The sequence below is a fragment of the Bacillus sp. NEAU-CP5 genome, assembly GCF_026420705.1.
GTDB lineage: Bacteria > Bacillota > Bacilli > Bacillales > Bacillaceae > Bacillus > Bacillus velezensis.
Window position 1 is genome coordinate 437,209 of the sequence record NZ_JAPMOV010000001.1, and the last position, 25,504, is coordinate 462,712.

The window sequence follows — 25,504 nt, forward strand, 5'->3', positions numbered from 1 at the left end:
ACTAAAGGGCTGATCTGCATGATTCCGGCCATCCCGGGCTTTCACCTTCCCCCGGGTCGCTTTATAGCCTGTTTTGAGTCATGCCGGTCCCTTTCAATCGTCTTTTCATCTGAATTTATGAACGTATTATATTCGAACGGGCCGGAGAATGTCAAGAAAATCAGAAAATTATTCTTTTTCCTCAAATACCGCGTCGACTTCGTATTCCAGCAGATGATCCCAATCATCGTTCTTCAGCAGGTCGAGCTGCGCCTCAATCAGCATTTGGAAACGTGTTCTGAAGACTTTAGACTGTTTTTTCAGCTCTTCAATTTCCATTGCGATTTTTCTTGATTTGGAAAGCGACTCATTGATGATGCGATCGGCATTTTTTTCTGCTTCACGGACGATCAGCTTCGCTTCTTTTTGCGAGTTGCGCTTTACGTCTTCTGCGGCTTCCTGGGCTACGAGAATTGATTTATTCAGCGTTTCTTCGATATTGGCAAAGTGGCCGATTTTTTCGTCCAGCTCGTTCACTTTCGCCTCAAGCTCCGTTTTTTTACGGAGTGCGATTTCGTAATCTTTTCTGACCTGCATTAAAAATTCATTTACTTCATCTTCATCATATCCGCGAAAACCTTTTGTAAACGTTTTGTTATGGATATCATTCGGCGTTAATGGCATATTGCCACCTCCATTTTTACATTTCAGTACGGTTATCTAGTTCACATTATAAAACAAATACGGCACAGATGGAGAAAAAAACTGAAAAAACGACTCATTTTTGCCGTTCAAATGTAACTTTCCATTTGTCTTTTTTCGTTTTTCCGTCAACTTTTGCCAAACTGCATCGTCCGAAGCCGCGAATCGAGAGCATGTCCCCTTCAGCAACCTGATAAGACGGATCTTCAATGGCTTTCCAATTCACCTTAACAAGCCCGTTTTTCACAAGCGCCTGCGCTTTCTGACGGGATTGCCTGCTCATTGAAGCGCAGACAGCGTCGAGACGCAATGAAGAAACCGTGTCATCCCTTATTTCGACATCTGAAGCGGGAATGTGAAGAGCGGAAAGCTCGATTTTCTCAAGCTTTACCGGCGCTTTGCCCGCCTTGGTCAGCTGAGTGCTGACAAAATCGGCGATTTCACCGGAGACGATCAGCTGCACGGCTTCCTCTGAGAAAATCAGATCGCCGTATTTCTGCCGCTTTAAGCCGATCCCCATTAATGATCCGAGAAGAGAGCGGTGGTCAATGCTGACGAATTTTTCAGCGTATTGAACGTCAAAAGCCCGAAGCTCAAAATCATCCTGTTCAGGTTCCATATATTCAGGGTATAAAATTGCGCGTTTTCGCTCAGCTCTGTCATATCCTCCGAAAAACGCAAGACCGCAGGCATCGCCGATAACGGCCTTTACAATGACCTGTTCTCTGGGATCTAAGAAATCAGTCAGCTTCATCCGATACTGGTCCAGGACAATCTGTTTCCATTCAAGCGCCTGATCAATAAAAGGCCGCTCGTCTTGTCTGAAGTGCTGGTAAATATCGCTCATGTTCTTTCCTTTCTATGTAAAGAGGCTTGGCTGGTGCCAAGCCCGTATCAAACTGTCGCATTCAAGTATACATTGCGATCATGCGGTATAGGCCCCAAAGTCCCGTCGTGGCAAACCGAAGCACGATAATCGCTACAATCGGGGATATATCCAGCATGGCAATGGGCGGAATGATCCTTCTGAACGGCTCTAAATACGGTTCGCAAATCGCTGCGAGAAACCGTCCGACCGCCGTTTCTCTCGTACTCGGCACCCATGACATAAAGATATAGATGATCAGGGCAAACGAGTAGATGTAAATTAAATAACTCAGAACGGAAAAAATTTGATAAAGAATCATCCTGCTTTACCACCTCTGATGTTCGTCTTCATTTATAAGCTCCGAAATCGTGCCGGAAACGTCGACATTATCAGGCGTGCACAGAAAAATATCTGAACCGATTCTCTGAATGTCGCCGCCGATGGCGTAGACGGTACCGCTTAAAAAGTCGACGATTCTTTTCGCCTGATCATGCTGGATGCGCTGCAGATTGACGACAACCGCACGCCTGTTCTTTAAATGATCGGCGATTTCCTGCGCTTCCGCATATACACGCGGTTCACTCAACACCACTTTAGAGGATTTCTGAACACTTTGCAAGCTTACTACGTTCTGCTTGCCCTGCGGCTTCTGAGCGTAAGCAGGCTGTTTATCTTTCTGCTGTTCATGCTCTTCCTGATGATCCTGCTCTGTTTCAATGTATTCGTACTCGTACTCCTCCTCATCCATTGAGAAAAAGTTTTTCAGTTTATTTTTCATGCTCATTTGTTTACACCCCCCGGTTCATTTCCGACTAATGAAGAGCCGATTCTGACAAAAGTTGCGCCCTCTTCAACAGCGATTTCATAATCATTTGACATGCCCATTGACAGTTCCCGGCACGGTGCGTTTGTCTGATTCAGTTTTTGCACCTGATCCCTCAGATCACGCAATTGCCGGAAGCAGGCTCTGATCGTTTCTGTATCGTCTGTCAGGGGAGCCATCGTCATCAGGCCCTCTACAGAAATGTTTCTAAACTCAGAAAGCTCTCTGATAAAGGGGATGACCTCCTCTGTTTTCAAACCGTGCTTAGACGGCTCAAGCGAAGTATTCACCTGCACAAAACAGCGAACCGTATGCTGCGCCCGTTTTTCAATCTCTTTTGCCAATGACAGTCTGTCTAAGGAATGAATATAAGATACACGGTCAACGACGGCCTTCACCTTTCTGGACTGAAGACTGCCGATAAAGTGCCACTCCGGGCTGCCTTTGATGACTTCCTGCTTATGGATAAGCTCGGCATCCCGGTTTTCTCCCAGACTTGTAATACCGGCATCAACGGCCTCTTGAGCCCTTTCGGCTGATACGTATTTTGTAACCGCGATGACGGTAACATCTTCGGGGCTTCGGCCCGATCTGTTACATGCTTCGTTTATTCTTTCGTTTATATGTCGTAATTGATCAGCAACACGCAAGATCTTACGCCTCCTTCATTCCGATAAAGGACATCATGCGTCCCGTTTTCCCTTTGTCGCGGCGGTGTGAAAAGAATAGTTCACGCTCTCGTTCGGTGCATAAACCGCTGACTGAAATGTTTTCTTCCGGAATGCCGCAATGTATCAGAAGAAGACGGTTGACCTCTTTTAAATCAAGCTGATACTGGCCTTTTTCCGTTTCGCATATAGCGGATTCAGCCGTAAAAGGCAGCGCCCGCACTTCATTGATGACGCGATCGTCGACTGTATAGCTTCCCGCACTGATGGACGGACCGATGACAGCCTGAATATCTGTTAAACGGGAGCCTTCTTCGTTTACCCAGCGTTCCGTCATGATGCGTCCGATTTGTTTGACCGTCCCCTTCCACCCGGCATGGGCAGCGCCGATAATGGATTTTACCGGGTCATAAAAATACAAGGGCACACAGTCCGCAAAACAAAGGGCCAAAAAAAGATTCGCATCTTTCGTGTAGAGCCCATCCGTCCCGCGGAATGCGGAAGAATAGTCTCTCGCTCCTTTTCCTTTATCCCCGGCTGTCACGCGCCGGACGCGGTTTTCATGTGTCTGGTCGGCGAACACCCAGGAATCCAGATCAGTACCGCATAAGGACGCTATGACTTCACGGTTTGTCACAACATCATGAGCTTCGTCCCGGACGTGCAATCCGGTATTTAATGACTCATACGGAGGATTGCTGACCCCGCCGTTTTTCGTTGTGAATCCGGCGATGACCTTTGTGTTAAGCTGATTCACACAGTTCCAGTCTTCTATCATGAGTGCCGAGGGGGTGGTAAGACTAAACGGGTGATATGTATTCATGGAGATCCAACCTTTCGACAAACATTAAAAAAGCGTAATTTCCCAATCATTTTAACACAATTTTGAGCATACGTTTAGCGGCTGATTGAAAAATGAGATAAATAAATGTGCCGGAAACATTGAGATTTCCGGCATTTTACAAGTAAAGGGAGGATTACGCTCCCCCCTTTGGTTCGTTTACACGCACTAAGATGACATCTTCCCCAATTTTAACTATATTTCGCCAAGGAATGATCATTTCCTCTTCTTTTCCGAAAAAACCGAGAACTTTTCCGCTGCCGCCTAAAATAATCGCCTGAATTTTTCCCGTTGTCACGTTAATATCAATATCACCGATGCTTCCGAGTTTTTTTCCGTTCGACACGTTTACCACATCTTTTATTTGAAATTCAGATATGCTGATCATCCATATCACGCCCTTTGCCCGTTCTTTTTCCTATTATATGAACGGCCGGGCTGAACCTTGTCACATCGGGCAATCTTTTTTGCGGCTGCACCAGCCGAGGATAAATCTCAGCATGATTTTCGTATAGTCCATAAGCTCATCAACAGACACTTCCTCGTTTACGGAGTGGGCGTTTTTTAAATCGCCGGGACCATATATGACGCTCGGAATCCCGGCATGATAAAGCCACCCTCCGTCAGTTACGGTTTGGGAAACATCAATGACGGGCTCCTGTTTTTTGACGGCTGAGTGTGATGCAGCCAAGACAGAAACTGCCGGATGGTCCGGGTCGATTTCCAGCGCCGGGAACACCTCTCCTCTGTCTTCAATCATCGAAGATCCGCCCCATTTGAACACCGGCCTGTTTTCTTTGAGCCACAGATCACTGTCAGCGACACGATTAATATAGTCTTCGATTTCTGCGGCTGCTTGTTCGTGCGTTTCGTTCGGATAAAAGTGGACGGTGATCCATAAACGGCATTCATCGGCGACAAACGCTGCGTGTCTTCCGCCTTCAATGACGGCGGGGTTGATCGTATTGGTGCCGGGCGCAAAGCCGGGATAGCTTTTCGTTACCGCCCAGTGGCGCTCCAGCTCTCCCAAGGCAGCGATGATTTTCGCCATTTTTTCGATGGCGCTCGCTCCGAATGTGCCTCCGCCCGCGTGAATCATATTGCGCCTCATGCCGTCATGAAATGTTTGTTTGCTTTTCAATTCTATCCAGCCGGTGATGACACCGCCCTGCCCTTGAATATGCAGGCTGCTCGTATCCGCGACAACCGCAAAATCCGCGTGATAGCCGCGTTTGCAGCATTCCAGCGTCCCCGCCTCACCGACTTCTTCTCCGATTACAGACTGTACAATGAGGTCGCCCGGAAGCTTAATGCCGGCATCATGGATCAGCTTCAGAGAGAAAAGAACACACGCCAAACCCCCTTTCATATCAGCGGCGCCCCTTCCGATCAGCATGCCGTCTTTTACGAGCGGCTGAAACGGGTCAGAGTGCCAGTCTTCGCCCCCGGCTTCTGCCACATCAATGTGTCCGTTTAAAATCAGGCTTTGATGCCTGCTTGAATCTGTCCCTTTTAAAACACCGACTACATTCGGATCTTCCGGATACACATCCCACATATCGACCGAGCAGCCCGTTTCTTTTAAAAAGCCGGCCACCCACTTTTGGGCTTCTGCCGTATTTCTTGCTGGCGGGGCCGGAGTGGGAAAAGCTATCAGTCTTTCAGCAATATGTATCAAGTCGTGCCGCCGTTTCTCCGCCTGATGTAACAGCATATCAATCTGATGCATTGGAAATCTCCCCTTTGGCTGTATCAAAAAACCCGTTCATTCATGAAATGAAACGGGTAAAAAACGGATCTTCCTCCGCTTTTTTCACCGCTTCCCTCCGCCGGCATGATCCGGATCAGGTCCGTTAAGGGTTGAGACAAACGTCTCTCTCAGCCGCATGGCAGCACCCCCAGGGTGAATTTATGTTATTTTACGGATGATGCCTCTTTTGCACGTGTTAAAAACGGGCGGCCATTGTTCCATAAGACATTGACAGGCATATCGAAAAACGCTGTAAGCCGCTCGTCAGAAAGCATGTCCCTGATTTTCCCGGAGGCGAACACCTCGCCCTTTTTTAAAAGCAGCGCCTGATCAAACACCGGCAGAATTTCTTCAGCGTGATGGGTGACATAAAGGATGGACGGCGCATTTTCTTTTTCGGCGATCGACGTAATCGTGTCCAGCAGCTGCTCCCTTGCCATAAAATCAAGACCCGTCACGGGTTCGTCCAAAATCAGCAGTTCCGGATCAGCCATAAGCGCCCGCGCAATCAGCGTTCTTTGTCTTTCCCCTTGTGATAATGTTTCATACCGTCTGTCGGCGTAACCGATGGCGCCCAAATCCTTCAGAAGACCGATCGCTTTTTCCCTTACCTGCTCACTCGGAGTTTCGTACAGCCCGATTGAGGCGTACGCGCCGCTGAGGGCGATTTCAAAAGCGGAGTCCGCGGCATATAATTTGTGCTGAAGACCTGCCGAAACAAGACCGATTTTCCTTCTGAGCCTGTCACCGAGCTCTGTTTTGCCGAATTGATGGCCGAGCACCTGCATCTCTCCTGAAGTGGGGAAGTAATAAGAGCATAACATATTCAGCAAAGCCGTTTTTCCGGCTCCGTTTAATCCGTACAGCACCCAATTTTCGTTTTTCTCGACGCGCCAGTTAATATCTTTCAAAATCCATTTCCCGTTTCTTTTTAATGACACACTGTCCAGCTGTAAAATCATTGCCGTTTCCCCCGTTTGCTTTGTTTAAATTTTCTAAAAACTTTTACACATTAGAATACATCACTTTTTTGCAAACGTAAACCATCGCATGAAAAAAGCCTTTAAACAAGGTTTAAAGGCTTTTTCCGTTATTGATGGATATTCTTATTCATTTGTTTAATGGCTGCTTTTTCAAGCCTTGAGACCTGAGCTTGGGATATGCCGATTTCTTCAGCGACTTCCATTTGGGTTTTCCCTTGGAAAAAGCGCTTTCGCAAAATCATTTTTTCCCGTTCGTTCAGTCTTCTCATGCCTTCTTTCAGAGCCAGCTCCTCAATCCATTGTGTATCCTTGTTGCGCTCATCGCTGATCTGGTCCATCACGTAAATCGGATCGCCGCCGTCATTATAAATCGGCTCAAACAGTGAAACCGGATCCTGGATGGCGTCAAGGGCAAACACAATTTCTTCATGGGGCACTTCAAGAACTTTGGCGATTTCCTCTGCTGTCGGCTCCCTGCTTGTCTCACTGATTAACCGCTCTCTTACTTGAAGCGCTTTATATGCGATATCGCGAAGCGACCTCGAGACGCGGATCGGATTGTTATCCCGCAAATATCTGCGGATTTCTCCGATGATCATCGGTACAGCGTATGTTGAAAACTTAACATTATGGCTTAGGTCAAAATTATCAATGGATTTCATTAGTCCGATGCAGCCGACCTGAAATAAGTCATCAACATACTCTCCTCTGTTGTTAAACCTCTGAATGACGCTTAAGACAAGGCGCAGATTGCCGTTTACAAGCTTTTCCCTCGCTGAATCATCGCCCTCATCCTGTAATTGCCTAAACAGCTTTCTCATCTCTTCATTCTTGAGCACCGGTAATTTGGAGGTATCCACCCCGCAAATTTCGACTTTATTTCTTGACACGTTTTTCCCTCCCACTAGGAGCTGCTGTACAACGTTAAGTATCTCCTCGGGTGGGAAAAATATGCACCGCCATTTTACAGAAATAAACATCCGGCTGCGGCAATCCTTGCAGCAGTAAGGGCTGTCAGATGGAAAAAATTTTACACCATTTTGTTAAACTCTTTTCTCAGTCTTTTGATAATCCGCTTTTCGAGCCGTGAGATATAAGATTGTGAAATCCCCATCATGTCGGCTACATCTTTTTGTGTTTTTTCTTCTTCTCCGACAAGCCCGAAACGCAGTTCCATAATCTGCTTTTCTCTTTCGTTTAATTGCTCAAGCGCTTTTTTCAAAAGTTTTTTATCCACATTGGCTTCAATGTCTTTTGTAATAATATCATCATCTGTGCCGAGCACATCCGAAAGCAGCAGCTCGTTTCCGTCCCAATCAATATTCAGCGGTTCATCAAAGGACACCTCTGAACGGATTTTGTTGTTTCGGCGCAAGTACATTAAAATTTCGTTTTCGATACATCGCGACGCGTAGGTGGCGAGTTTGATTTTCTTTTCCGGATTAAAAGTGTTTACCGCTTTGATCAAACCGATGGTGCCGATGCTGATTAAGTCCTCGATATTGATGCCGGTATTTTCGAATTTGCGGGCAATGTAAACGACAAGACGTAAGTTTCTCTCAATCAGAATGGCCCGCGCCGCCTGATCCCCGCTCGGCAGCTTTAATAAGAGCACCTGCTCCTCTTCTTTAGACAAAGGCGGCGGCAGCGCCTCGCTTCCTCCTATGTAATACACTTCATCGCTTTTCAGTCCGAGTTTCATCAGCCATTTATACCACAAATATGTCAGACGCAGCTTGAGTTTTTTCATCTTCCTCCCCCTTCTAAATACAACGCGTTTTGAGTATGATGAATAACAGACTTTTCGTCAGGAAACATGTTTTACAGCCTTCCCTGTCAGCATCTTCGGATGAACGATTCCGTCAAATTCACCGTCCGCGGATAATGGTTTCGTGCTGATGCCGATCAGGCATTTTTCACAAGCGATCATTTCGTCTTTTGTTAAAATCGTGACGTAATCCGGCTTTAAACAGAGTAAAAATTGATTGTCCTGGCCGACGCCCCTGTATGGAATCAGCCTCAGCTTATCCGCATGGCGGAACGAATCATCAAGCCGCTCTATCACTTCAAGCGGACTGGCGGATTTGATGAGGTCCGTTTCCTTTTCGCTGAGAATCGGAGCGAATTTGTCAATGTGAAGAATCATGACCGGCGTTTTCGTCAGCGGATCATACAGCTGATTCCCGGAATCCACCAATCCTTTCGCGCGGATTGTCTGTCCGCTGAATTCCGCCTGCACCATGACAAGTTCATCGTACTGAATGGACTTCGTCTCGATGTCTTCAATTCTCTTTTTCGAAAAAAACCATATGGCCGGAAATCCGATAACTACAAACATCCAGCTGATCGGGTCGCCGAATCCGGTCTGGCTTGTGACCATTACGCCTTGCTGCACAATTGATTCTGTCTGCAGCAGGGAATGTACGCCGATCATTCCCCCGCCGACGAGAAAAGTCGCGAAATAAAAGGCGAACAAATTTTGAAAAAAGTATCGGAACCGTTTAAAGCCAAAAGCCGCAAGCACGATGACTACTGAAAACGCCATTTTTCCCGCCGGATGCTCCACAAAGGGAGAAACAGGCGTAAACATCAGAAGCACAATGGCTGACCCGATGAAACCGCCGGCGGCCACTCTTCTTTTTTTCACCTGGCGTTTTAAAATAAAGGCGGTCAATAAAAGCAAAAGAGAATCAAAACAAAAGTTCAACAGCCAAATGACATCCAGATAGATTTTCACATCTGACCCCTTTCCTCTTTTGTCTTACATATCTGTTTCTCTCTCTTGTTTCATAAGTATAAAGCAAGCTCTGTGGGAAAGTCTGTCAATTAATGTTGAGGGTAAAGTACAATTTTTAAGGGATAACCGTTTTATTTGTCGAGGGCCGAAAGGGTTGCTTTCCTATTGTCCGCTTCAACTAAAAAAGCGCTGCCGTGATCTGGCAGCGCTCTGTTTTACTCATTGATATAAAGTTTTCCTTTAGCCGTCTGTCTCGTTTCATTTCCGTAGTCATCTCTAGCGATAACGTCAATTTTTGCTCCGCTTGCTTTGACGGAAGAAGTCACCGTCCAGTAACCCTCATATCGTCCCGGAGAAATTTCTCTCAGCGGAAGCTCTGTTGCGTTTTGGTTCCCTGCCCGGGCGTTTGTCAGAGGCAGACGGATAACGAAGGAAGCGTCTAATTTCTTTCCGCTTGAAAAAGCGATTTTCACTGATTCTCCGGCTTTTAATTCCTTATCCGCTCCGGGAACCAATCCGGAAATGACGGGAGCATTGTAATTGACATCGATCACCGTCTTTTTCGTTGTTTTGTTACCCGCTTCATCTGAGGCCGTCACCTTGATCTCATTGCTGCCGTTTTCCAGGAGGGTTCTCGCTTGATAAGAACCGTTATTTACTTCAGCTTTTTTTCCGTTCACCTTTACCCATTTTAAATGGGCGTCGTGCACTTTTCCTTTTACGGTCACTGTTTCTTTATTTGTTTTATCACCGTTTGCCGGACTGTCAATCGTCACATCCGGCTTATCCTCATCCAGTATGACCATGACAGGGCGTGACTCATCGGTTGACCCGCTGTCTGTCACAGATGCCGCCGTCAGCCGATTGGCATCTTTAGTGAGTGTGACGCCGGCCTGGAAATTGCCTTCTGCATCTGCTTTCGTTTCTGCGGCGGTTTTACCGTTATTGGTAAGACGGACAGCGGTTTTTGGTGAAGCCGTTCCTTTCACCGTGATTGACTTCTTGTTTGTAAATGACCGGTCTTCAGGCGACGTTATGTCAGGCACAGAAGCTTCGTAGTCGACCAAAGCCCTGATCATAAAGTTTCCGTCTGATTTATCGGTTTTAGACCAGCGGCCGTCGAGGTATTGCCAGTTTCTGTTCGAGTACGGACTGCCGTCATCAGATGACAGGGCAGGTGTATAAGGATCGGGTTTCGTCTGGCGGAACACAAGATAAAAATCCTTTCCGACCGCGATTCCTTTTGAGCTGAGATCCACTTTGGTCCATTCTCCGTTTCGAAGCGCTTCAGCTTGGAACGGGCCGGCAATTTTGCTGCCCGGAGCGCCGTCAGGGCCGGATGCATCATATACTTCTGCTTGAAATTCGGTACCTCCCGGATCAGGCCAGTCTGCGCCCCAAAATTTAAAAAGGCCTCCCGTCAGCATACCGTGTTCTTTTCCGTCTTTAAGCGTCATCTTAACGGCAGATTTGCTGCCGGCTTTAAAATATGACAGCGCGGCTTCTTCCGTCCCGTTATCATAGGCAATTTCCCCTTCATAACCGATATACGGCTTAAGCTTGACGTTTTTTTCAGCATCCCCTTTGATGTCAACAGAAAATTCGCTATTGTAAAAGCCTTTTGCCGCTACTTTGATTGTGTAGGAGCCTTCGTACGCCTTAAGCGAATATTCCCCTTTATCGTTTGTCACCGCCGGTTCAATTGCGGCATCCTCGGCCACATAAAGCGCAGCCCCTTTTACCGGTTTGCCTGTTGACTGATTGGTGATGGTTCCTTTTAGCGTGCCGGACGGCATTTGCTCCAGAGTAAAGTCTGCCTGTGCGGTTTTGTCTGATTGAATAGAAACTTGTTTCGAAGCGGACTTAAATCCGTAAGCCTCTGCTTTCAGCGTATAGCTTCCCGCCTTATGCGACAGGCTGTAGCTTCCGCTTGCAGGGTCGGAATATACGGATTTCCCCGTCTCGGCGACACTGATTTGCGCTCTGAGAGGCAGGAGGTTTGTTTCACGTTTTACTCTTTTTCCGGGTGATTTCACTGCCGGTTTGGCCTGTTTCGGACTGACAGCTTTTTTCTTCAGGTGGCCGGGAGGTGTTTGCCTATTGTGCTTACTTTTTTTAGCCGCCTTGCCGAGAGAGCTGCTTGAAAGCCGGACATCATCGATATACCATCCGTCTTCATTCAGTACTTCGTCTGACTGCATATTAAACATGAGCTTTATGTTTTGGCCTTTATACGCAGATAAATCTGCCTCTTCATCGTTCCATCCTGCGGAGTCACCATTGTAAACGGCCGCCTGCTCCCAATTTGATTTTCCTTCCGGAAGAACGAACACATACCCGTAATCAAAAAATTCTTCGAGCTTGTGCCAGCTTTTAAATTGCAAAAACAGCCGTCCTGTTTCCGGAACTTGAATCGGAGGCATCACCAAATTCATGTTGGCTGAATCTGCATAAGGGCCGGACAGATTCGTCGCATACACTTTATCTCCGGAAAATGCGGCGCCGGGCCCTGAACCCGGGATCCCCCATTCCCATTGGTCATGTGTCCCGTAACTGGACCAGCCCGCCGGCTGTGATTCAAAATCCTCTTTGTATCCCGCCGTAATGCTCGGTTTCACGTCAGCCCGGTACGTATCAGATTCTACAGAATGACCTCCGAAATCTTTTATGATCCATTTATAACTTATCTTGCTTCCCGTTACATCCGGAATTTCCGCCTGGTATGTTCCCTTTTTTTCATCACCGCTTTTTTGAACGGCGGCTGTCGTTTTCCGCTCTCCTTCATCAAACTGATAGGAAAGGATGACTTCAGTTACGCTTACATCGTCTTCTGCTGTAACCGTCAACGGAAGGTTTGCCCCTTTGTAAGCCACTGAGACCGGTTCATGGTGAAAGCTGGGCGGATTGTGATCTTCGCCCGCAGAAGTGACCTTGCCTTCTACGCTTCCGATTCCGTCCGTTACGGCAGAAACGGCATCAAAAGCGTTAACGAGACCGTGGCCGTAACCGTTATTCGGTGATTCCGGAAAAACGGAATCTGTCAGCTTTTCCGCGGTGCGCGTCAAAACGTCTTCCATTTCATCGACCGTAATAGAGGCGTTCGCCTGCCTTAACAAAGCCGCCGTCGCCGCCACATGCGGCCCGGCCATTGAAGTTCCGTCCCAGCCGCCTTCGTATGTTCCTCCAGGAATCGAAGAACGGATATTCACTCCCGGAGCCGAAATGTCCGGTTTTGTTTCATGATACGGTGAGGGGCCTTGAAGTGAGAAATCAGCGAGTTTCTTGTCGATGTCAGTCGCACCTGTCGCAAATGCTTCAGGATAATTGGCCGGATTTGCAATTGAACCCGGTCCTCCCGGTGTAAATAAGTCTTCATTTCCCGCAGAGAATTCCGGAAAAATCCCTGCCGCTCTCCACGCATTCACCATATCGCGGTACCACTCGTCCATTCCCGAACCGCCTGCCCAGGAATTATTAACAACATCCGGCGCCATCTCGGGATGCGGCGTGCCGTTTTTATCTTTAGGCGCGAGCACCCATTCACCGGCATCCAAAATATCGGCATCGGTTCCTCCGTCATCTGAAAATGCTTTTACTGCGATCCATTTCGCCCCCGGAGCCACACCGATTTGATTTGAGCCGTCAGGTTCTGAACCCGTCATGGTCCCTGTTACATGAGTGCCGTGTTCAAGATCATCGTAGGGAGCGTCTTTATGGGACACGGCATCATACCAGTTCATTTCATGATTCGGCGCTGCGGGATTTTCAGGATCGTAACCCCGGTATTTTTCTTTAAGCGCCGGATGATCCCACTGAACTCCCGTATCAATGGAGGCGACAACCGTGCCGGTTCCGTCGTATCCTGAGGCCCAGGCCTGCGGCGCATCAATTTGGCTGATATTCCATTCGATGCCTTCCTTTGCTTTGATCTCTTTTTGTTTTTTCTTCATTTGAAAAGGAGCTTTTGATTGTCGTTGAGTAAGCTGACGTTTTTCATTCGGAAGAACTTTTTCTACTTCAGGAAATGAGGCGGCTTTTTCCATTACCTCTTTCGAAGCAGTGACTGCCATTCCGTTGACAATATAATAGGAATGGATGTGATCAGCCTTGCCTTTCTTTTTTTGTTTTTCCAAATATGTTTTCAGATTCTGCTGCGCTTCATGAGCCGCCAGTTTTAAAGAAGAAACGACGGCTGACCGCTTTTGATATTCGGTTTTTGCTGCGGAAAGCGATTGAGACTTGGCGTTTTTTTCTGCTTCTTTGACCGCTTTTTTCGTATTGGCTTTCTCTTTAAATTTGATAAGAAACGTGACTTTATCATTTTTTTCAAAACGCTTCTTGACTGAATCGGAAATCTTATGCTGAATGCTCTTAGAGGAAGAAAGATCTTTGGTGAAAGAAACTGCCCCCGGTGTGCTGTTCGCTCCGGCTGCACCCGGAAACAACAGGGAACTGACGACAATCGCGCTTAAAACGGAGCCTGTCCATCTGTTTCTCGTTTTTTTCTTCAATCGTATCCCCCCTTATTTGGTAACGCCCTATAAAATGTGTATCCCTCCTTCATAATTGGAATCGTTTGTCATTTTCGATGCTGTACGTTAAATGTAGACAATCTTCCATCCAGATATTGTCACATTCTGTAGAAAACCGTATGAAACTAAAAAACAATCAATTCGTCATAGGTATAAAGTTGCTTTTTTCACTGTATAGATTACGGGGATAGGAAGGAAGACTGTGCACAAAAGAAAAAGGACAAAACCATGTGGTCTTGTCCTTTTTTACATCAGCCGCGTTTGTTGCGGTTTCTTAAAAATGTAGGAATGTCGAGGGCATCATCCGCCGGCTGTGATGTATGGCGGTTCACCGTGTTTTGATGCTGTGTTTCTTCTCGTTTCGGCTCACGTTTCGCAGCGTTTTGGCCTTGAGACTTCAATCCTTGGTTTAAAGTCGGACGCTGCGGTTTTGAGTCATCTTTTTCCTGTTCGATAAAACCGGTCGCAATAACGGTGACGACGATTTCATCTTTCAGATTTTCATTGATAACTGAACCGAAAATCATGTTGACATCAGGGTCAGATGCAGAAGCGACGATGTCGGCTGCTTCCTGCACTTCGTAGAGGCTCAGGTTTGTACCTCCCGTAATGTTCATCAAAACACCTTGCGCTCCGTCGATTGCCGCTTCCAGTAACGGACTGGAGATCGCCTTTTTGGCGGCTTCAGCAGCACGGCTTTCGCCCGTAGCGATCCCGATACCCATCAATGCTGAACCTTTGTTGGACATGATGGTTTTGACATCGGCAAAGTCCAAGTTGATTAAACCAGGCGTCGCGATGAGGTCAGAGATACCTTGCACCCCTTGGCGAAGCACGTTATCAGCTTCACGGAATGCTTCAAGCATCGGTGTGTTTTTATCGACAATTTCAAGAATGCGGTCATTCGGAATAACGATCAGTGTGTCAACGGCTTCTTTCATTGCCGTGATACCGCCTGCAGCCTGCAGCTGGCGTTTTCTTCCTTCAAATGTAAACGGTCTTGTTACGACACCGACAGTCAAAGCGCCTAAGTCCTTTGCGATTTGCGCGATAACCGGTGCGGCTCCCGTTCCGGTACCGCCTCCCATTCCGGCTGTAACGAACACCATGTCAGCGCCTTTCAGCGCTTCTTCGATTTGTTCCTTACTTTCTTCAGCGGCTTTTTTGCCGACTTCCGGATTCGCTCCCGCTCCGAGACCGCGGGTCAGCTTTTCCCCGATCTGCATTTTCACTTCCGCTTTTGACAGGTTAAGAGCTTGCGCGTCCGTGTTTACCGCAATGTACTCTACACCCTGTACTTCATTTTCAATCATTCGGTTGACCGCGTTATTACCGCCGCCTCCTACTCCGATTACTTTAATTGATGCTAAGCCGTCTATGTTTGTTTCGAAATCCAACATGCTAAATCCTCCTAATCTGCCGAATGACTATCAATCTATTCCCAAAACATGCTTAATAGTTTTTTCATTTTGCTCGGTTTGTTGTGTTCGGCTTGTGTTTTTTGTTTTGCTTTTGGACGCTGCTGCGCCTCTGGCCGCTGATGATGTTCTTCTTCGTGAGAGACCGCGATTTCCTGCACGGCTTCTTCCGGCATATGAAAGCCTATTTTTCTTCCCTGAATTCTGGCATTTCGGCAGGCAAATTGTATCAAGCCGACACCCGTCATATACTGAGGGTCTCTTACACCGATATAATTCGGGCTTGCGACCCTTACATTGTGCCTCAGCACTTCCTGTGCCAATGAAAGCACTCCGGGCATTGCGGCCTGTCCGCCGGTCAGCACAAAGCCGCCGGGCAGATCTGTAATTCCCATATGCTCAATTTCGGCTGCGGCAATCTCAAGAATCTCTTCCACTCTTGCTTCAATAATATTGGCAATTTCCTGCTGTGTAAAAGATTGCTTTTGATTCGTTCCTATGACGGTGACTTCAAATACTTCATCTTCTGAAGCCTCATCGTAGAATGCATGTCCGAATTGTTTTTTTACTCTTTCAGCCTCTTCGGTGGAAGTGCGCAATCCGATCGATACATCTTTCGTGATGTTTTCGCCTCCGAGCGGAATGACGGCTGTCTCCTTCAGGTGCCCCTGTTCAAATACCGCCACCGTCGTCGAGCCGCCGCCGATATCAATCATGGCGACTCCGAGGTTTTTTTCGTCTTTTGACAAAGCCGCCGAACCGGCCGCAAGCGGCTGCAGGCAGATATCAGTAATTTCAACGCCCGCTCTCTCCACACAGCGAAGTAAATTATGTAAGATCGTTTTGGAGCCGGTAATCAGCGTGCCTTCTACTTCCAGGCGCACGCCGAGCATTTTTTTCGGATCGGTAATTTCGTCTCTTCCGTCAACAATAAACTGTTTCGGAACGACGTCAACGATCAGCTGCTCATGCGGAACTGACACGACCTGTGCCGCTTCCATTACCCTGCGGACGTCTTCAACGTGAATTTCTTTGTTTTCACTGGAAACAGCGACAACGCCGTTCGTATCTTGAATATGAATATAATTTCCGTTAACGCCGACAATGGCTTTTTTCAGCGGAAAACCTACCATTCTTTCAGCTTGGTCAAACGCTTTTCTTATAGAATGAACGGTTTCATCTATATCAACGATTGAGCCTTTTTTCAACCCTTCAGACGGTACATTTCCCACTCCGATAATGTTAAGGGAATCATCTGTCATTTCTCCGACGATCACTTTTGTATTGGACGTACCGATGTCAAGACTGACGTAAAGTTCATTGTTGTTCATTCTATGGCACCTCCTCACATTTCGATCAAATTCTATTCTATTATTTGCGGAACAACAATACAATGAATGTGGCTTTACAAGTGTGTAACAAAAACAACAGCATCAACAAATTCTTATCTGATTTCTCACAATTTATGTTTAATGAAACTATTCGTTATATTCTATGTATATCCTCTTTTATATCGCATTTTTTTTATTTTTTTTAGAGACGGCCCACCTTACCGTAAGATTTCTTGTCACGGTGTCATACTGTGCAATCCAGATGCAAATATATCCGCTTTCCCTTAGTCTACACTAAGATGAACCTCCAGAAAAGCTATAGATATTGCCAGAAACATCCGAAAAAAGAAGAAACAGGAGGAAAATTCCAAATGCAATACTCACTGCAGAAGACACGCCCATTGCATTGAGAATTTTCCGCTTGTCCGGCAGCCATATCCCGCGCAAAAACAAACATAGTCATAATGATTCCGCTATCGGTTATATCGGCTGCCCCGCTGATTGTAATAGATTCTTTTGAACCGCCTTTAAATTAGTTCTTTAGAACTATTAATCATTTTCTTTTTTCTTGCCGGATTTACCTTTGTTAAATTCTTCAAAATACGTAGCGACTTCTAAGTGGATAATCCCCTTTTTCCCGCCATCCAGCTGGGAAACGATAGAAGGATAGGTCTTCATCCGGCCGGCAAACGTTTTAATAGAAGCGGTAACTACATACCCATCGTTCATATACAGCTTGATCCGGTCCTGATCCATTTTTACCGGTGTATAATAGATTTCAGAAATCGACTGCTTAAGCGAACCGGAAAGCTTATCAAGCTGCTCCGCCATTTTGACCCGCTTTTTCGCGTTTGTCCAGTCAACCAAAATCGGGCCCGCGTCATCCGGCGTGACTTCGTTCGGCAGCACAGTGCCGTTTTCGAGCACTTCATAATACACATCATGTCGCTGCAGATACGCGATCGTCTTGTATTCTTCAATGTGAATGCTGACTTTGTTAGGAAATACTTTTGAAAGTTCCGCCTTTTTCACCAGCTTATTCTGCTCAATCTTTTCTTCTGTTTGTTTCTTGTTCAGACTCCAGAACTCGGTTTGTCCGTTATGTATATCAGAAAGCGCGTTGATCTCTTTTACAGACACGTTTTCGTTTCCGGAAACGGTGACAGAAGACACTTTGCTGATCGGCATCTGCAAGTACACGATGATCAGCACCATCATAAAAAAGAGCACAATGAATGAAATCAGCCGGCGGTTTGCTTTTTGTTTCCGCTGCTCTTTGATTTTCGGAATCCGCTCTTCAATATTTACGATTTTTTCTCTTTCATGATTTGGGTTCACTGCCTGTCCACCTCACTAAGAATGAAACAGCTTGACATTCGTCTGATTGAAAAACAAACGGCATGCTGTGATGCCGTTTGACATTTGTTAAAAGTATATCACATGAGCTCATGTAATCAGAGAACCTTTTAACGATTCCCTCCGATGATTTCAACTTCTGTATGCATGTCAACATCATACTGCTCACGGATTGTCTTTTTCACATATTCAATCAGGTCGAGAACGTCCTTGGCAGTCGCTCCGCCGGCATTGACGATAAAATTCCCGTGCATTTCGGACACTTTTGCTCCGCCGATCTGATGTCCTTTTAATCCCGCTTTTTCAACGAGGTTTCCGGCATGATTCGGCAGCGGATTTCTGAATATGCTTCCGGCGCATGGGCTCGAATACGGCTGCGTATTTTTTCTGTAATCTTTGTTCTGCTGCATTTGCGCCGTAATGGCTTCCCGTTCCTTTTGCTCAAGCTGAAGAACTGCCTCGAGACAGACACCGGGGCGTTTTTTCTGTAAAACAGACGTTCTGTAGCTGAAATCCATCTCTTCGTTCGTCAGCCATTCGATTGTGCCGTCTTCAAATAAGATACGAGCTTTCACAAGAATCTCACTCATATCAGATCCGTGCGCCCCGGCATTCATATAGACGGCTCCGCCGATTGATCCGGGAATGCCCGCTGCAAATTCGAGACCGGACATTCCTTTTTTACTCATGGAAGTCGCAAGCCGGACGACCGAATAGCCGCCTCCGACCGTCACCTGATCACCGTCAATCTCCAAAAGATCCAGACCCGCGCCCAGTTTGATGACAACTCCTCTTATGCCTTCATCAAGCACGAGCAGATTTGAACCGCGGCCGATAACCGTCCATGGCAGATCATGTTTTTTCACAATATCCATAATATCTTTGACCGCTTCCACACGGTTGGGGATGATTAAAATGTCCGCCGGACCGCCGATTTTCATCGTTGTATGGTTCGCGAGCGGTTCTTGTTCCAGCACTTTGCCGACTTCGCGGTCTCTTAATTCCTGAATTACGTTCTCCATCATAAACCTCCGCATTCCATTTGCTCTATTTTTTTATGTCTTCCATGATACTGTACAGTCTGGCTGCCGCATCCGGAACACCGAGTGATTTTGTCCGCTCACTCATGTCTTTTAAGGTTTCTTCATTCATGACGATTTTGTCCAGCGCAGCGATCAGTTTTTCTCCGCTGAGCTCGGTTTCCTTCAGTACGATTGCAGCGTCATGCTGGCTGAGCGCCTTCGCATTGACTTCCTGGTGATTGGCTGTCACATACGGGCTCGGAATAAGCACGCTCGGAATGCCGAGAGCGGTGATCTCCGCAATCGTCGTCGCTCCGGCTCTTGCCACAATGACATCAATTGATTGTAAGTACTCCGGCATTTGGTGCAAAAACGGTTTTGTCACCATATTATCAGCGGCTTTTCCGCCTTTCAGCTCAGCCGTTACCTTCTCGTAATGCACTTCCCCGGTAATATAAAGGACTTGGTAAGGTCTCGTTTTCAATTCTTCCTGCATATCTATAACGGCACGGTTAATGGGAGCCGCGCCTCTGCTTCCGCCGAAAATGAGCACCGTTTTTTGATTGTCTTTCAGCCCGAACTCAGTTAATGAGCGGCCTGTCTTAATAGAGACGACTTCAGAGGCTCTCGGGTTTCCCGTAAACACAACTTTTTCAGCAGGAAAATGCGATTTTGCCTCTTCAAAGCAAATTGCCACCTTATTAACATATTTCGAGAGAAACTTATTTGTGATGCCGGGCAGGCTGTTTTGCTCATGAATGATCGTCGGAATTCCCATTTTTGCCGCCGCGTATACGACCGGACCGCATACATAGCCGCCTGTACCGATAACGGCATCTGGTTTAAACTCTTTTAAATATGATTTGCTTTTCTTCACGCCTTTTAAGAAGCGCATGACGGTTTTTACATTTTCAAAAGAAAGTTTTCGTTTGAAACCTGTAATTTCAATGGCGCGAAACGGAATATTTTCCCGTTCAACAATTTTTTTCTCAAGACCGTTCTCTGTTCCGATATACAAAAATTCCACATCCGGATGCCGGCGCTGAACTTCTTTAATAAAGGCCAGGGCCGGATAAATATGTCCTCCGGTTCCGCCTCCGCTTACTGCAATACGCATTCGTATGTCCCCCTTAATCACATAGCGATAACCCTGTTTTTTAGGACAGGGTTATTGATGTTGTCTGTTTTTTTATAGATAACGAATAAATCATGAGTGATGAGGCAAGATACAGATCAATACCTCGAGTACCGGCTGACATTTAAAAGCACGCCGACCGCTGCGAGCATCAGCGTCAGTGATGAGCCTCCGTAGCTTAAAAACGGCAGCGTAATTCCTGTTACCGGGATCAGCCCCGTCACAACGCCGATATTAATCATGACTTGAATAGCTATCATAGAAATAATACCGATGGCGACAAAGCTTCCGTATAAATCCGGCGCGCCGAGGGCAATCCTGACGCCCCGCCATAATAAAATACTGAACAGCAGCAATATAAGCGAACCGCCGATAAAGCCGAGTTCTTCAGATAAAATAGCAAAAATGAAATCGGTTTGCGGCTCCGGCAGGTAAAAAAACTTTTGCCGGCTTTGGCCGAGCCCCATCCCGAACAGTCCGCCCGGACCTACGGCATAGAGCGATTGAATGATCTGAAATCCGCTTCCAAGCGGATCCTCCCACGGGTTTAAGTAAGAGGTAATCCGTTTAATCCGATAAGGAGCGGACAGAACTAGTGCCGCAAATCCGCTTAAACCGATGAGTCCGAGGAACGCAAAATGAGCGATTCGCGCACCGGAAACAAAAATCATCACGATGCACGTGCCCACCATTACCGTCCCCGTTCCCAGATCCGGCTGGCACATAATAATAATAAATGCAGAAAACACGATTCCGAGCGCGGGAACGAATCCGCGTCTGAATGACGTAATATTCTTCTGTTTTTCAGAAAGAAATTTAGCCAGAAACGCAATCATCGCGAGTTTCATAAACTCCGAAGGCTGAATGCTGAACGCTCCCACTCCGATCCAGCTTCTTGAACCGTTCCGCACCATTCCGACTCCCGGAATCAGCACAAGCACAAGCAGAAAAAAACAAATGATCAGAAGCAGCTTCGACCATGTGCGCCATGTCCAATAATCCACATTCATAATGAAAAACATGGCAATGACGCCGATTCCCGCAAACAGCAGCTGCCGTTTCGCGAAGAAAAACGAGTCGTCAAATTTATAATCCGCCCATACCGCACTTGCACTGTAGACCATAATTAATCCTATTGTTAAAAGCAATAACGTAATGATAACTAATAACAAATCAGGCGCTGTTTTTTTAGTAGTCAAAGCAATCGACACCCCAAGCATAAGTCATTTAGGGCTGCCGATGAACAGAGACAAGCCCTTACTTAAGCATATGCACGGCATCTATAAACATGTCACCGCGTTCTTCAAATGTTTTGAACTGATCCCAGCTTGCACACGCGGGTGACAAGAGGATGACGTCTCCTTCATTTGAGAGCGCAAACGCCGCAGATACTGCTTGTTCAACATTATCGACACGTTTGACATGTTGTATTCCCAGCTCATTGCCCAGTTTTTCTATCTTCGGCGCTGTCTGTCCGAACGTCAGGACCGCTTTGACATTGTCCATATACGGTTTCAGGTCGTCAAAACCGTTGCCGCGGTCCAGTCCGCCTGCAAGCAGAATAACCGGAGCTTTGAACGCGGAGAGCGCTTTGCTTGTGGCCAAAATATTCGTCGCTTTGCTGTCATTATAAAATTTACGATTCTGGATCGCTGTTACATACTGCAGACGGTGTTTGACACCGGTAAAGCTTGTCAGCACCTTCTGAATCGCTTTATTAGACGCGCCCGCCGTTTTTGCCGCGGCTACAGCGGCTAAAATATTTTCTAAATTGTGCGCGCCCGGCAGTACGATGTCATCAACAGGCAGAATCGCTTCATCGCCGAACATCAGCATTCCGTCTTTAATGAATGCGCCGCTTGACAGTTCCTGGTGAACTGAAAACGGAACGGTGCCGGCTTTTCCGCTTTCGGCAAGCCGCACGACTGTTTCATCGCTTTGATTCACGATGGCCGTATCACTCTCAAGCTGATGAAGATACACGTTCTGCTTGGCTTTTTCATAGTTTTCACGGCTGTGATGGTAATCCAAATGAGCGTCGAACACATTTAAAATCAGGCCGATTTCAGGTCTGAACGCATGAGTCCCCATAAGCTGGAACGAAGAAAGCTCTGTGACGATCCATTCATCACCGTCAGCATGATAAGCCACTTCACTGGCGACAGTGCCGATATTCCCTGCGATCAGCGCCTTTATCGAGTCAGCTTTCAGCATTTCATAAATCAGGGTCGTCGTTGTTGTTTTCCCGTTTGAACCTGTAATGCCGATGAATTTTGCATTGGTGATATAATACGCAAGCTCGATTTCCGTCCAGACCGGGATGCCTCTTCTTTGCGCTTCCTCCACCATGATATTTTCATACGGGATTCCGGGATTTTTGATCAGAATGGTAATGTGATGCTGATCAAAAAGTGACGTCGGATGCTCACCGCAGATGACTTCAATTCCTCTTTCTGCAAGCCTTTGGGCAGGTTCGTTCTCTTCAAAGGCTTTTTGATCATTCACGACGACGTTAACGCCTTTTTCATGAAGAATCGACGCAGCCGCATATCCGCTTTTCGCCAGTCCGAGGACCAGAAAGTTTTGTTTTTGCAAAAAAAGTTCGTTTTCCACTTATAACCACACCTCGATGTAAATTCCTAAAACGGCAAGCAGCAGTCCCGCAGTCCAGAATGTGACGACAACTCTCCATTCAGACCATCCGACCAATTCGTAATGGTGGTGAAGCGGACTCATCTTAAAGATTCGTTTTCCTGTCGTTTTAAAGCTGATGACTTGTAAGATAACAGATAAGGTCTCAATAACAAATACTCCGCCGATAATGACGAGCAGAATTTCAAGCTTCGTCAAAATGGCAACGGTCACGATCGCTCCTCCGAGCGCAAGCGAACCGGTATCCCCCATAAATACCTTGGCGGGATGGGCGTTGAATACAAGAAAACCGAGAACGGCGCCGACAACGGCAACCGAGAAAATCGCAACGTCATATTGTGACTGGTTCCACGCAAGGATGGCGAAAGCGCCGAATGCGATAGCCGCGGTACCGGACAAGAGACCGTCCAGACCGTCTGTCAGGTTGACGGCATTTGAACCTCCGACAAGCATAAAGAGAACAAGGATAAAGTATCCCCAGCCGAGATCGATTGACAGATGTGTGCCCGGCACCCTGATGCCGGTTGAAAAATGGCAATAATGATATACTCCGTAAAATACAATGGCAATAATGATCTGGCCGATCAATTTCTGCTTCGACGTCAATCCGAGATTCCGTTTCATTACTACTTTAATATAGTCATCCAGAAAGCCGAGCAGGCCGTATCCGATCGTGACAAACAGCAGAAGAAACATTTCCGCGCTCAGATGCGAAAATTTCTGCGTCATGACAATCGCCGTAATGGCGATGGATACAATAATCATGACCCCGCCCATCGTCGGCGTCCCTGATTTTTTCATATGTGATTTCGGCCCCTCTTCCCTGATACTTTGGCCGAATTTTAAACGTCTTAAAAACGGGATAAGAATCGGAGATATCAGAACACTGATTAAAAATCCCATTATTATTGTAAATAAAATCACTTGCTCAAGCATTGCTCTTTTCTCCTCCCGTTTCGTTCAAACGACATACGTATTTATCATATTCACATTGTGTCCCCGTAATTCTATTCATTTCCCTCATTCTAACACTCTTTCCTGTTTTACTTTTTATTCAGCTCAACAATAGCTCTTCCCGCTACTTCGGCGTCATCAAAGTCGAATGTTTCATTGCCGATCTGCTGATAGGTTTCATGCCCTTTCCCGGCAATCAGAACCACATCTCCCTTTTTCGCGTTGGCAATGGCAAAAAAGATAGCCTGCTCGCGGTTTGCGATACTGTGATAGTAGGTGCCTTCTACCCCTCTTTCCATATCTCTTAATATGGCCAGCGGGTCCTCGCTTCTCGGGTTATCTGAAGTGAAAATCGGTTCGTCGGCAATCCGCACCGCAATTTCCGCCATTTTCGGGCGTTTCGTTTTGTCCCGGTCTCCGCCGCATCCGACGACGACGAAAAGCTTGCCCTCTGTCATGTCTTTGCATGTATTCAGAACGTTTTCCAGACTGTCAGGCGTGTGTGCGTAATCGACGACCACAGGAAACGGCTGATTGTGATTCACCAGTTCAAACCGGCCTCTGACACCTTGCAGCTCTTCAAGAGCGCTTGTGATCGTATCAAACGGCAGTCCCGCTGCGATCGCTGTCGCCGCTGCAGCCAGTACGTTATACACGTTGAAGCGGCCGACGAGTGAAACTGTGATCTGCTTTGTTCCTTTTGGCGTAACAAGTTCAAAGCTTGTGCCTTGCGCAGAGATCTCGATTTGTTTCGCCATGACATCGGCATCTTTCTCGATTCCGTATGTAAGGATGTGCGCCGCCGTCACTTTTTCAAAATAAGCACTGGCTTTGTCATCTGCGTTTAAAACGGCCCGCTTCGGCTTTTCATGGTTAAAGGAGCCGCCCAGCTGGGAAAACAGGAGGCTTTTAGCCTGTCTGTAGTCTTCCATCGTCTTGTGATAGTCTAAATGGTCCTGCGTCAGGTTCGTGAATACGGCGATATCATAATCGCAGCCGTGAACCCTGCCGAGTGACAGAGCGTGAGAAGACACTTCCATAATAGCTGTGTCAACATGCTCATCATTCATTTTCTTGAACGTTTTTTGCAGTGTGACGCTTTCGGGCGTTGTATTTTTGACCGGGAATGTCTCATCCCCGATTTTAATGTACATCGTTCCGATTAAACCGGTCTGTCTTCCCGCTTTTTTGAAAATCTCATCAACCATGTGCGTCGTTGATGTTTTGCCGTTTGTGCCGGTGATGCCGATAAGCTGAAGCTGCTTTGTCGGCTGCCCGTAAAACGCGTCAGAAAGAACGCTGAGCGCCCGCTGTGACCGGCGGACGATAATGACAGGAACATCGACGTCAAGCTCTTTCTCGGCAACGATGGCCGCCGCGCCGTTTTCTGCGGCTTTTTGGGCGAAATCATGTCCGTCTACCGTATACCCTTTTATACACACAAAAAGACTCCCTTTTCTCACTTCCCTGGAGTCCATCTCAATTGAAGTTATGTCAGGGTCATGAAAGTCATTTTGAACAGGTTCGGCCATTAAATATGTAAGCAGCTTTGTAAGTTTCATTGTATCAAACCTCTCAGAAATTCTATTCATTCTTTTATCATGATAACCGTTTATAAAAGTCAGAATGGCTTTTAAACATACAGTTCATATTTTAGCGTAAATAAAAGGATACATCCAGTTAATCTTAAAAGTTATCTTCTTTTTTTCTCTTTATGATAAGAGGCAGCCGAAAACAATCGGCTGCCTCAAAA

The 25,504-nt window shown here is 46.8% G+C and carries 22 protein-coding genes, 1 riboswitch and 1 other annotated feature (1 of these 24 cut by a window edge); all 22 genes read right to left on the reverse strand.

All coding sequences use genetic code 11. The annotated features are described in order from the left end of the window. Nucleotides 1-107 (reverse strand) — a binding site (T-box leader) (it extends 123 nt beyond the left edge of the window). A 61-nt stretch (nucleotides 108-168) separates the two neighbouring features. The 22 genes from divIVA to OTK50_RS01785 all read right to left on the reverse strand — a co-directional run bounded on the left by divIVA (nucleotide 169) and on the right by OTK50_RS01785 (nucleotide 25,313). Then, nucleotides 169-663, reverse strand: coding sequence for a septum site-determining protein DivIVA (gene divIVA / locus OTK50_RS01680; protein WP_003154406.1), 495 nt, complete (start codon nucleotides 661-663; stop codon nucleotides 169-171). 94 nt (nucleotides 664-757) lie between these two features. Then, nucleotides 758-1,528 carry an RNA-binding protein gene (locus OTK50_RS01685; RefSeq protein WP_007409722.1) on the reverse strand — a complete coding sequence of 257 codons (771 nt, stop codon included), beginning with the start codon at nucleotides 1,526-1,528 and terminating at the stop codon, nucleotides 758-760. 61 nt (nucleotides 1,529-1,589) lie between these two features. Continuing rightward, nucleotides 1,590-1,868 carry a YggT family protein gene (locus tag OTK50_RS01690; protein ID WP_003154408.1) on the reverse strand — a complete coding sequence of 93 codons (279 nt, stop codon included), beginning with the start codon at nucleotides 1,866-1,868 and terminating at the stop codon, nucleotides 1,590-1,592. A gap of 6 nt (nucleotides 1,869-1,874) precedes the next feature. Further along, nucleotides 1,875-2,333, reverse strand: coding sequence for a cell division protein SepF (sepF, locus tag OTK50_RS01695; protein WP_003154410.1), 459 nt, complete (start codon nucleotides 2,331-2,333; stop codon nucleotides 1,875-1,877). Continuing rightward, complete coding sequence (locus OTK50_RS01700; RefSeq protein WP_038457938.1) at nucleotides 2,330-3,022, reverse strand: YggS family pyridoxal phosphate-dependent enzyme; 693 nt, start codon at nucleotides 3,020-3,022, stop codon at nucleotides 2,330-2,332. The genes sepF and OTK50_RS01700 overlap by 4 nt, the downstream gene beginning before the upstream one ends. A 4-nt stretch (nucleotides 3,023-3,026) precedes the next feature. After that, nucleotides 3,027-3,863 carry a peptidoglycan editing factor PgeF gene (gene pgeF / locus OTK50_RS01705; protein ID WP_014304972.1) on the reverse strand — a complete coding sequence of 279 codons (837 nt, stop codon included), beginning with the start codon at nucleotides 3,861-3,863 and terminating at the stop codon, nucleotides 3,027-3,029. Between the two features lie 154 nt (nucleotides 3,864-4,017). After that, nucleotides 4,018-4,269: a YlmC/YmxH family sporulation protein gene (locus OTK50_RS01710; RefSeq protein WP_003154415.1), complete on the reverse strand. Its 252-nt coding sequence runs from the start codon at nucleotides 4,267-4,269 to the stop codon at nucleotides 4,018-4,020. A gap of 60 nt (nucleotides 4,270-4,329) precedes the next feature. Next, nucleotides 4,330-5,610, reverse strand: coding sequence for an acetylornithine deacetylase (locus OTK50_RS01715; protein WP_044801397.1), 1,281 nt, complete (start codon nucleotides 5,608-5,610; stop codon nucleotides 4,330-4,332). Nucleotides 5,611-5,685: 75 nt separating this feature from the next. Then, a riboswitch (TPP riboswitch) is annotated at nucleotides 5,686-5,791 on the reverse strand. Nucleotides 5,792-5,795: 4 nt separating this feature from the next. Further along, entirely contained in the window at nucleotides 5,796-6,593 is a 798-nt protein-coding gene (locus tag OTK50_RS01720) for an ABC transporter ATP-binding protein (RefSeq protein ID WP_221664161.1), read from the reverse strand. A 128-nt stretch (nucleotides 6,594-6,721) separates the two neighbouring features. Continuing rightward, entirely contained in the window at nucleotides 6,722-7,504 is a 783-nt protein-coding gene (gene sigG, locus OTK50_RS01725; protein ID WP_003154420.1) for an RNA polymerase sporulation sigma factor SigG, read from the reverse strand. A 140-nt stretch (nucleotides 7,505-7,644) separates the two neighbouring features. Beyond that, the gene (sigE, locus tag OTK50_RS01730; protein WP_007409714.1) at nucleotides 7,645-8,364 is read right to left on the reverse strand and encodes an RNA polymerase sporulation sigma factor SigE; all 720 of its coding nucleotides are present in this window, start codon (nucleotides 8,362-8,364) and stop codon (nucleotides 7,645-7,647) included. A gap of 57 nt (nucleotides 8,365-8,421) precedes the next feature. Next, nucleotides 8,422-9,351 carry a sigma-E processing peptidase SpoIIGA gene (spoIIGA, locus tag OTK50_RS01735; protein WP_101669570.1) on the reverse strand — a complete coding sequence of 310 codons (930 nt, stop codon included), beginning with the start codon at nucleotides 9,349-9,351 and terminating at the stop codon, nucleotides 8,422-8,424. A 215-nt stretch (nucleotides 9,352-9,566) separates the two neighbouring features. After that, nucleotides 9,567-13,862 (reverse strand): S8 family peptidase, encoded by a 4,296-nt coding sequence (locus OTK50_RS01740; protein WP_224224242.1) that lies wholly within the window; start codon nucleotides 13,860-13,862, stop codon nucleotides 9,567-9,569. A 272-nt stretch (nucleotides 13,863-14,134) separates the two neighbouring features. After that, nucleotides 14,135-15,283 (reverse strand): cell division protein FtsZ, encoded by a 1,149-nt coding sequence (gene ftsZ / locus OTK50_RS01745; protein ID WP_044801395.1) that lies wholly within the window; start codon nucleotides 15,281-15,283, stop codon nucleotides 14,135-14,137. Nucleotides 15,284-15,318: 35 nt separating this feature from the next. Beyond that, nucleotides 15,319-16,632 (reverse strand): cell division protein FtsA, encoded by a 1,314-nt coding sequence (ftsA, locus tag OTK50_RS01750; protein WP_003154425.1) that lies wholly within the window; start codon nucleotides 16,630-16,632, stop codon nucleotides 15,319-15,321. 549 nt (nucleotides 16,633-17,181) lie between these two features. Next, nucleotides 17,182-17,970 (reverse strand): cell division protein FtsQ/DivIB, encoded by a 789-nt coding sequence (locus OTK50_RS01755; RefSeq protein ID WP_007409710.1) that lies wholly within the window; start codon nucleotides 17,968-17,970, stop codon nucleotides 17,182-17,184. Nucleotides 17,971-18,098: 128 nt separating this feature from the next. After that, a complete protein-coding gene (gene murB / locus OTK50_RS01760) occupies nucleotides 18,099-19,010 on the reverse strand; it encodes a UDP-N-acetylmuramate dehydrogenase (RefSeq protein ID WP_224224241.1) in 912 nt (303 codons plus the stop codon). Between the two features lie 25 nt (nucleotides 19,011-19,035). Then, nucleotides 19,036-20,127, reverse strand: coding sequence for an undecaprenyldiphospho-muramoylpentapeptide beta-N-acetylglucosaminyltransferase (gene murG, locus OTK50_RS01765; protein WP_003154428.1), 1,092 nt, complete (start codon nucleotides 20,125-20,127; stop codon nucleotides 19,036-19,038). Nucleotides 20,128-20,243: 116 nt separating this feature from the next. Further along, a complete protein-coding gene (gene spoVE, locus OTK50_RS01770; RefSeq protein WP_003154430.1) occupies nucleotides 20,244-21,344 on the reverse strand; it encodes a stage V sporulation protein E in 1,101 nt (366 codons plus the stop codon). Nucleotides 21,345-21,402: 58 nt separating this feature from the next. After that, on the reverse strand, nucleotides 21,403-22,758 hold the full coding sequence (gene murD, locus OTK50_RS01775) for a UDP-N-acetylmuramoyl-L-alanine--D-glutamate ligase (RefSeq protein ID WP_025649484.1): 1,356 nt from the start codon (nucleotides 22,756-22,758) through the stop codon (nucleotides 21,403-21,405). After that, a complete protein-coding gene (gene mraY, locus OTK50_RS01780) occupies nucleotides 22,759-23,733 on the reverse strand; it encodes a phospho-N-acetylmuramoyl-pentapeptide-transferase (protein WP_007409707.1) in 975 nt (324 codons plus the stop codon). A gap of 107 nt (nucleotides 23,734-23,840) precedes the next feature. Further along, nucleotides 23,841-25,313, reverse strand: coding sequence for a UDP-N-acetylmuramoyl-L-alanyl-D-glutamate--2,6-diaminopimelate ligase (locus OTK50_RS01785; protein ID WP_130571019.1), 1,473 nt, complete (start codon nucleotides 25,311-25,313; stop codon nucleotides 23,841-23,843). Nucleotides 25,314-25,504: the final 191 nt, after the last annotated feature.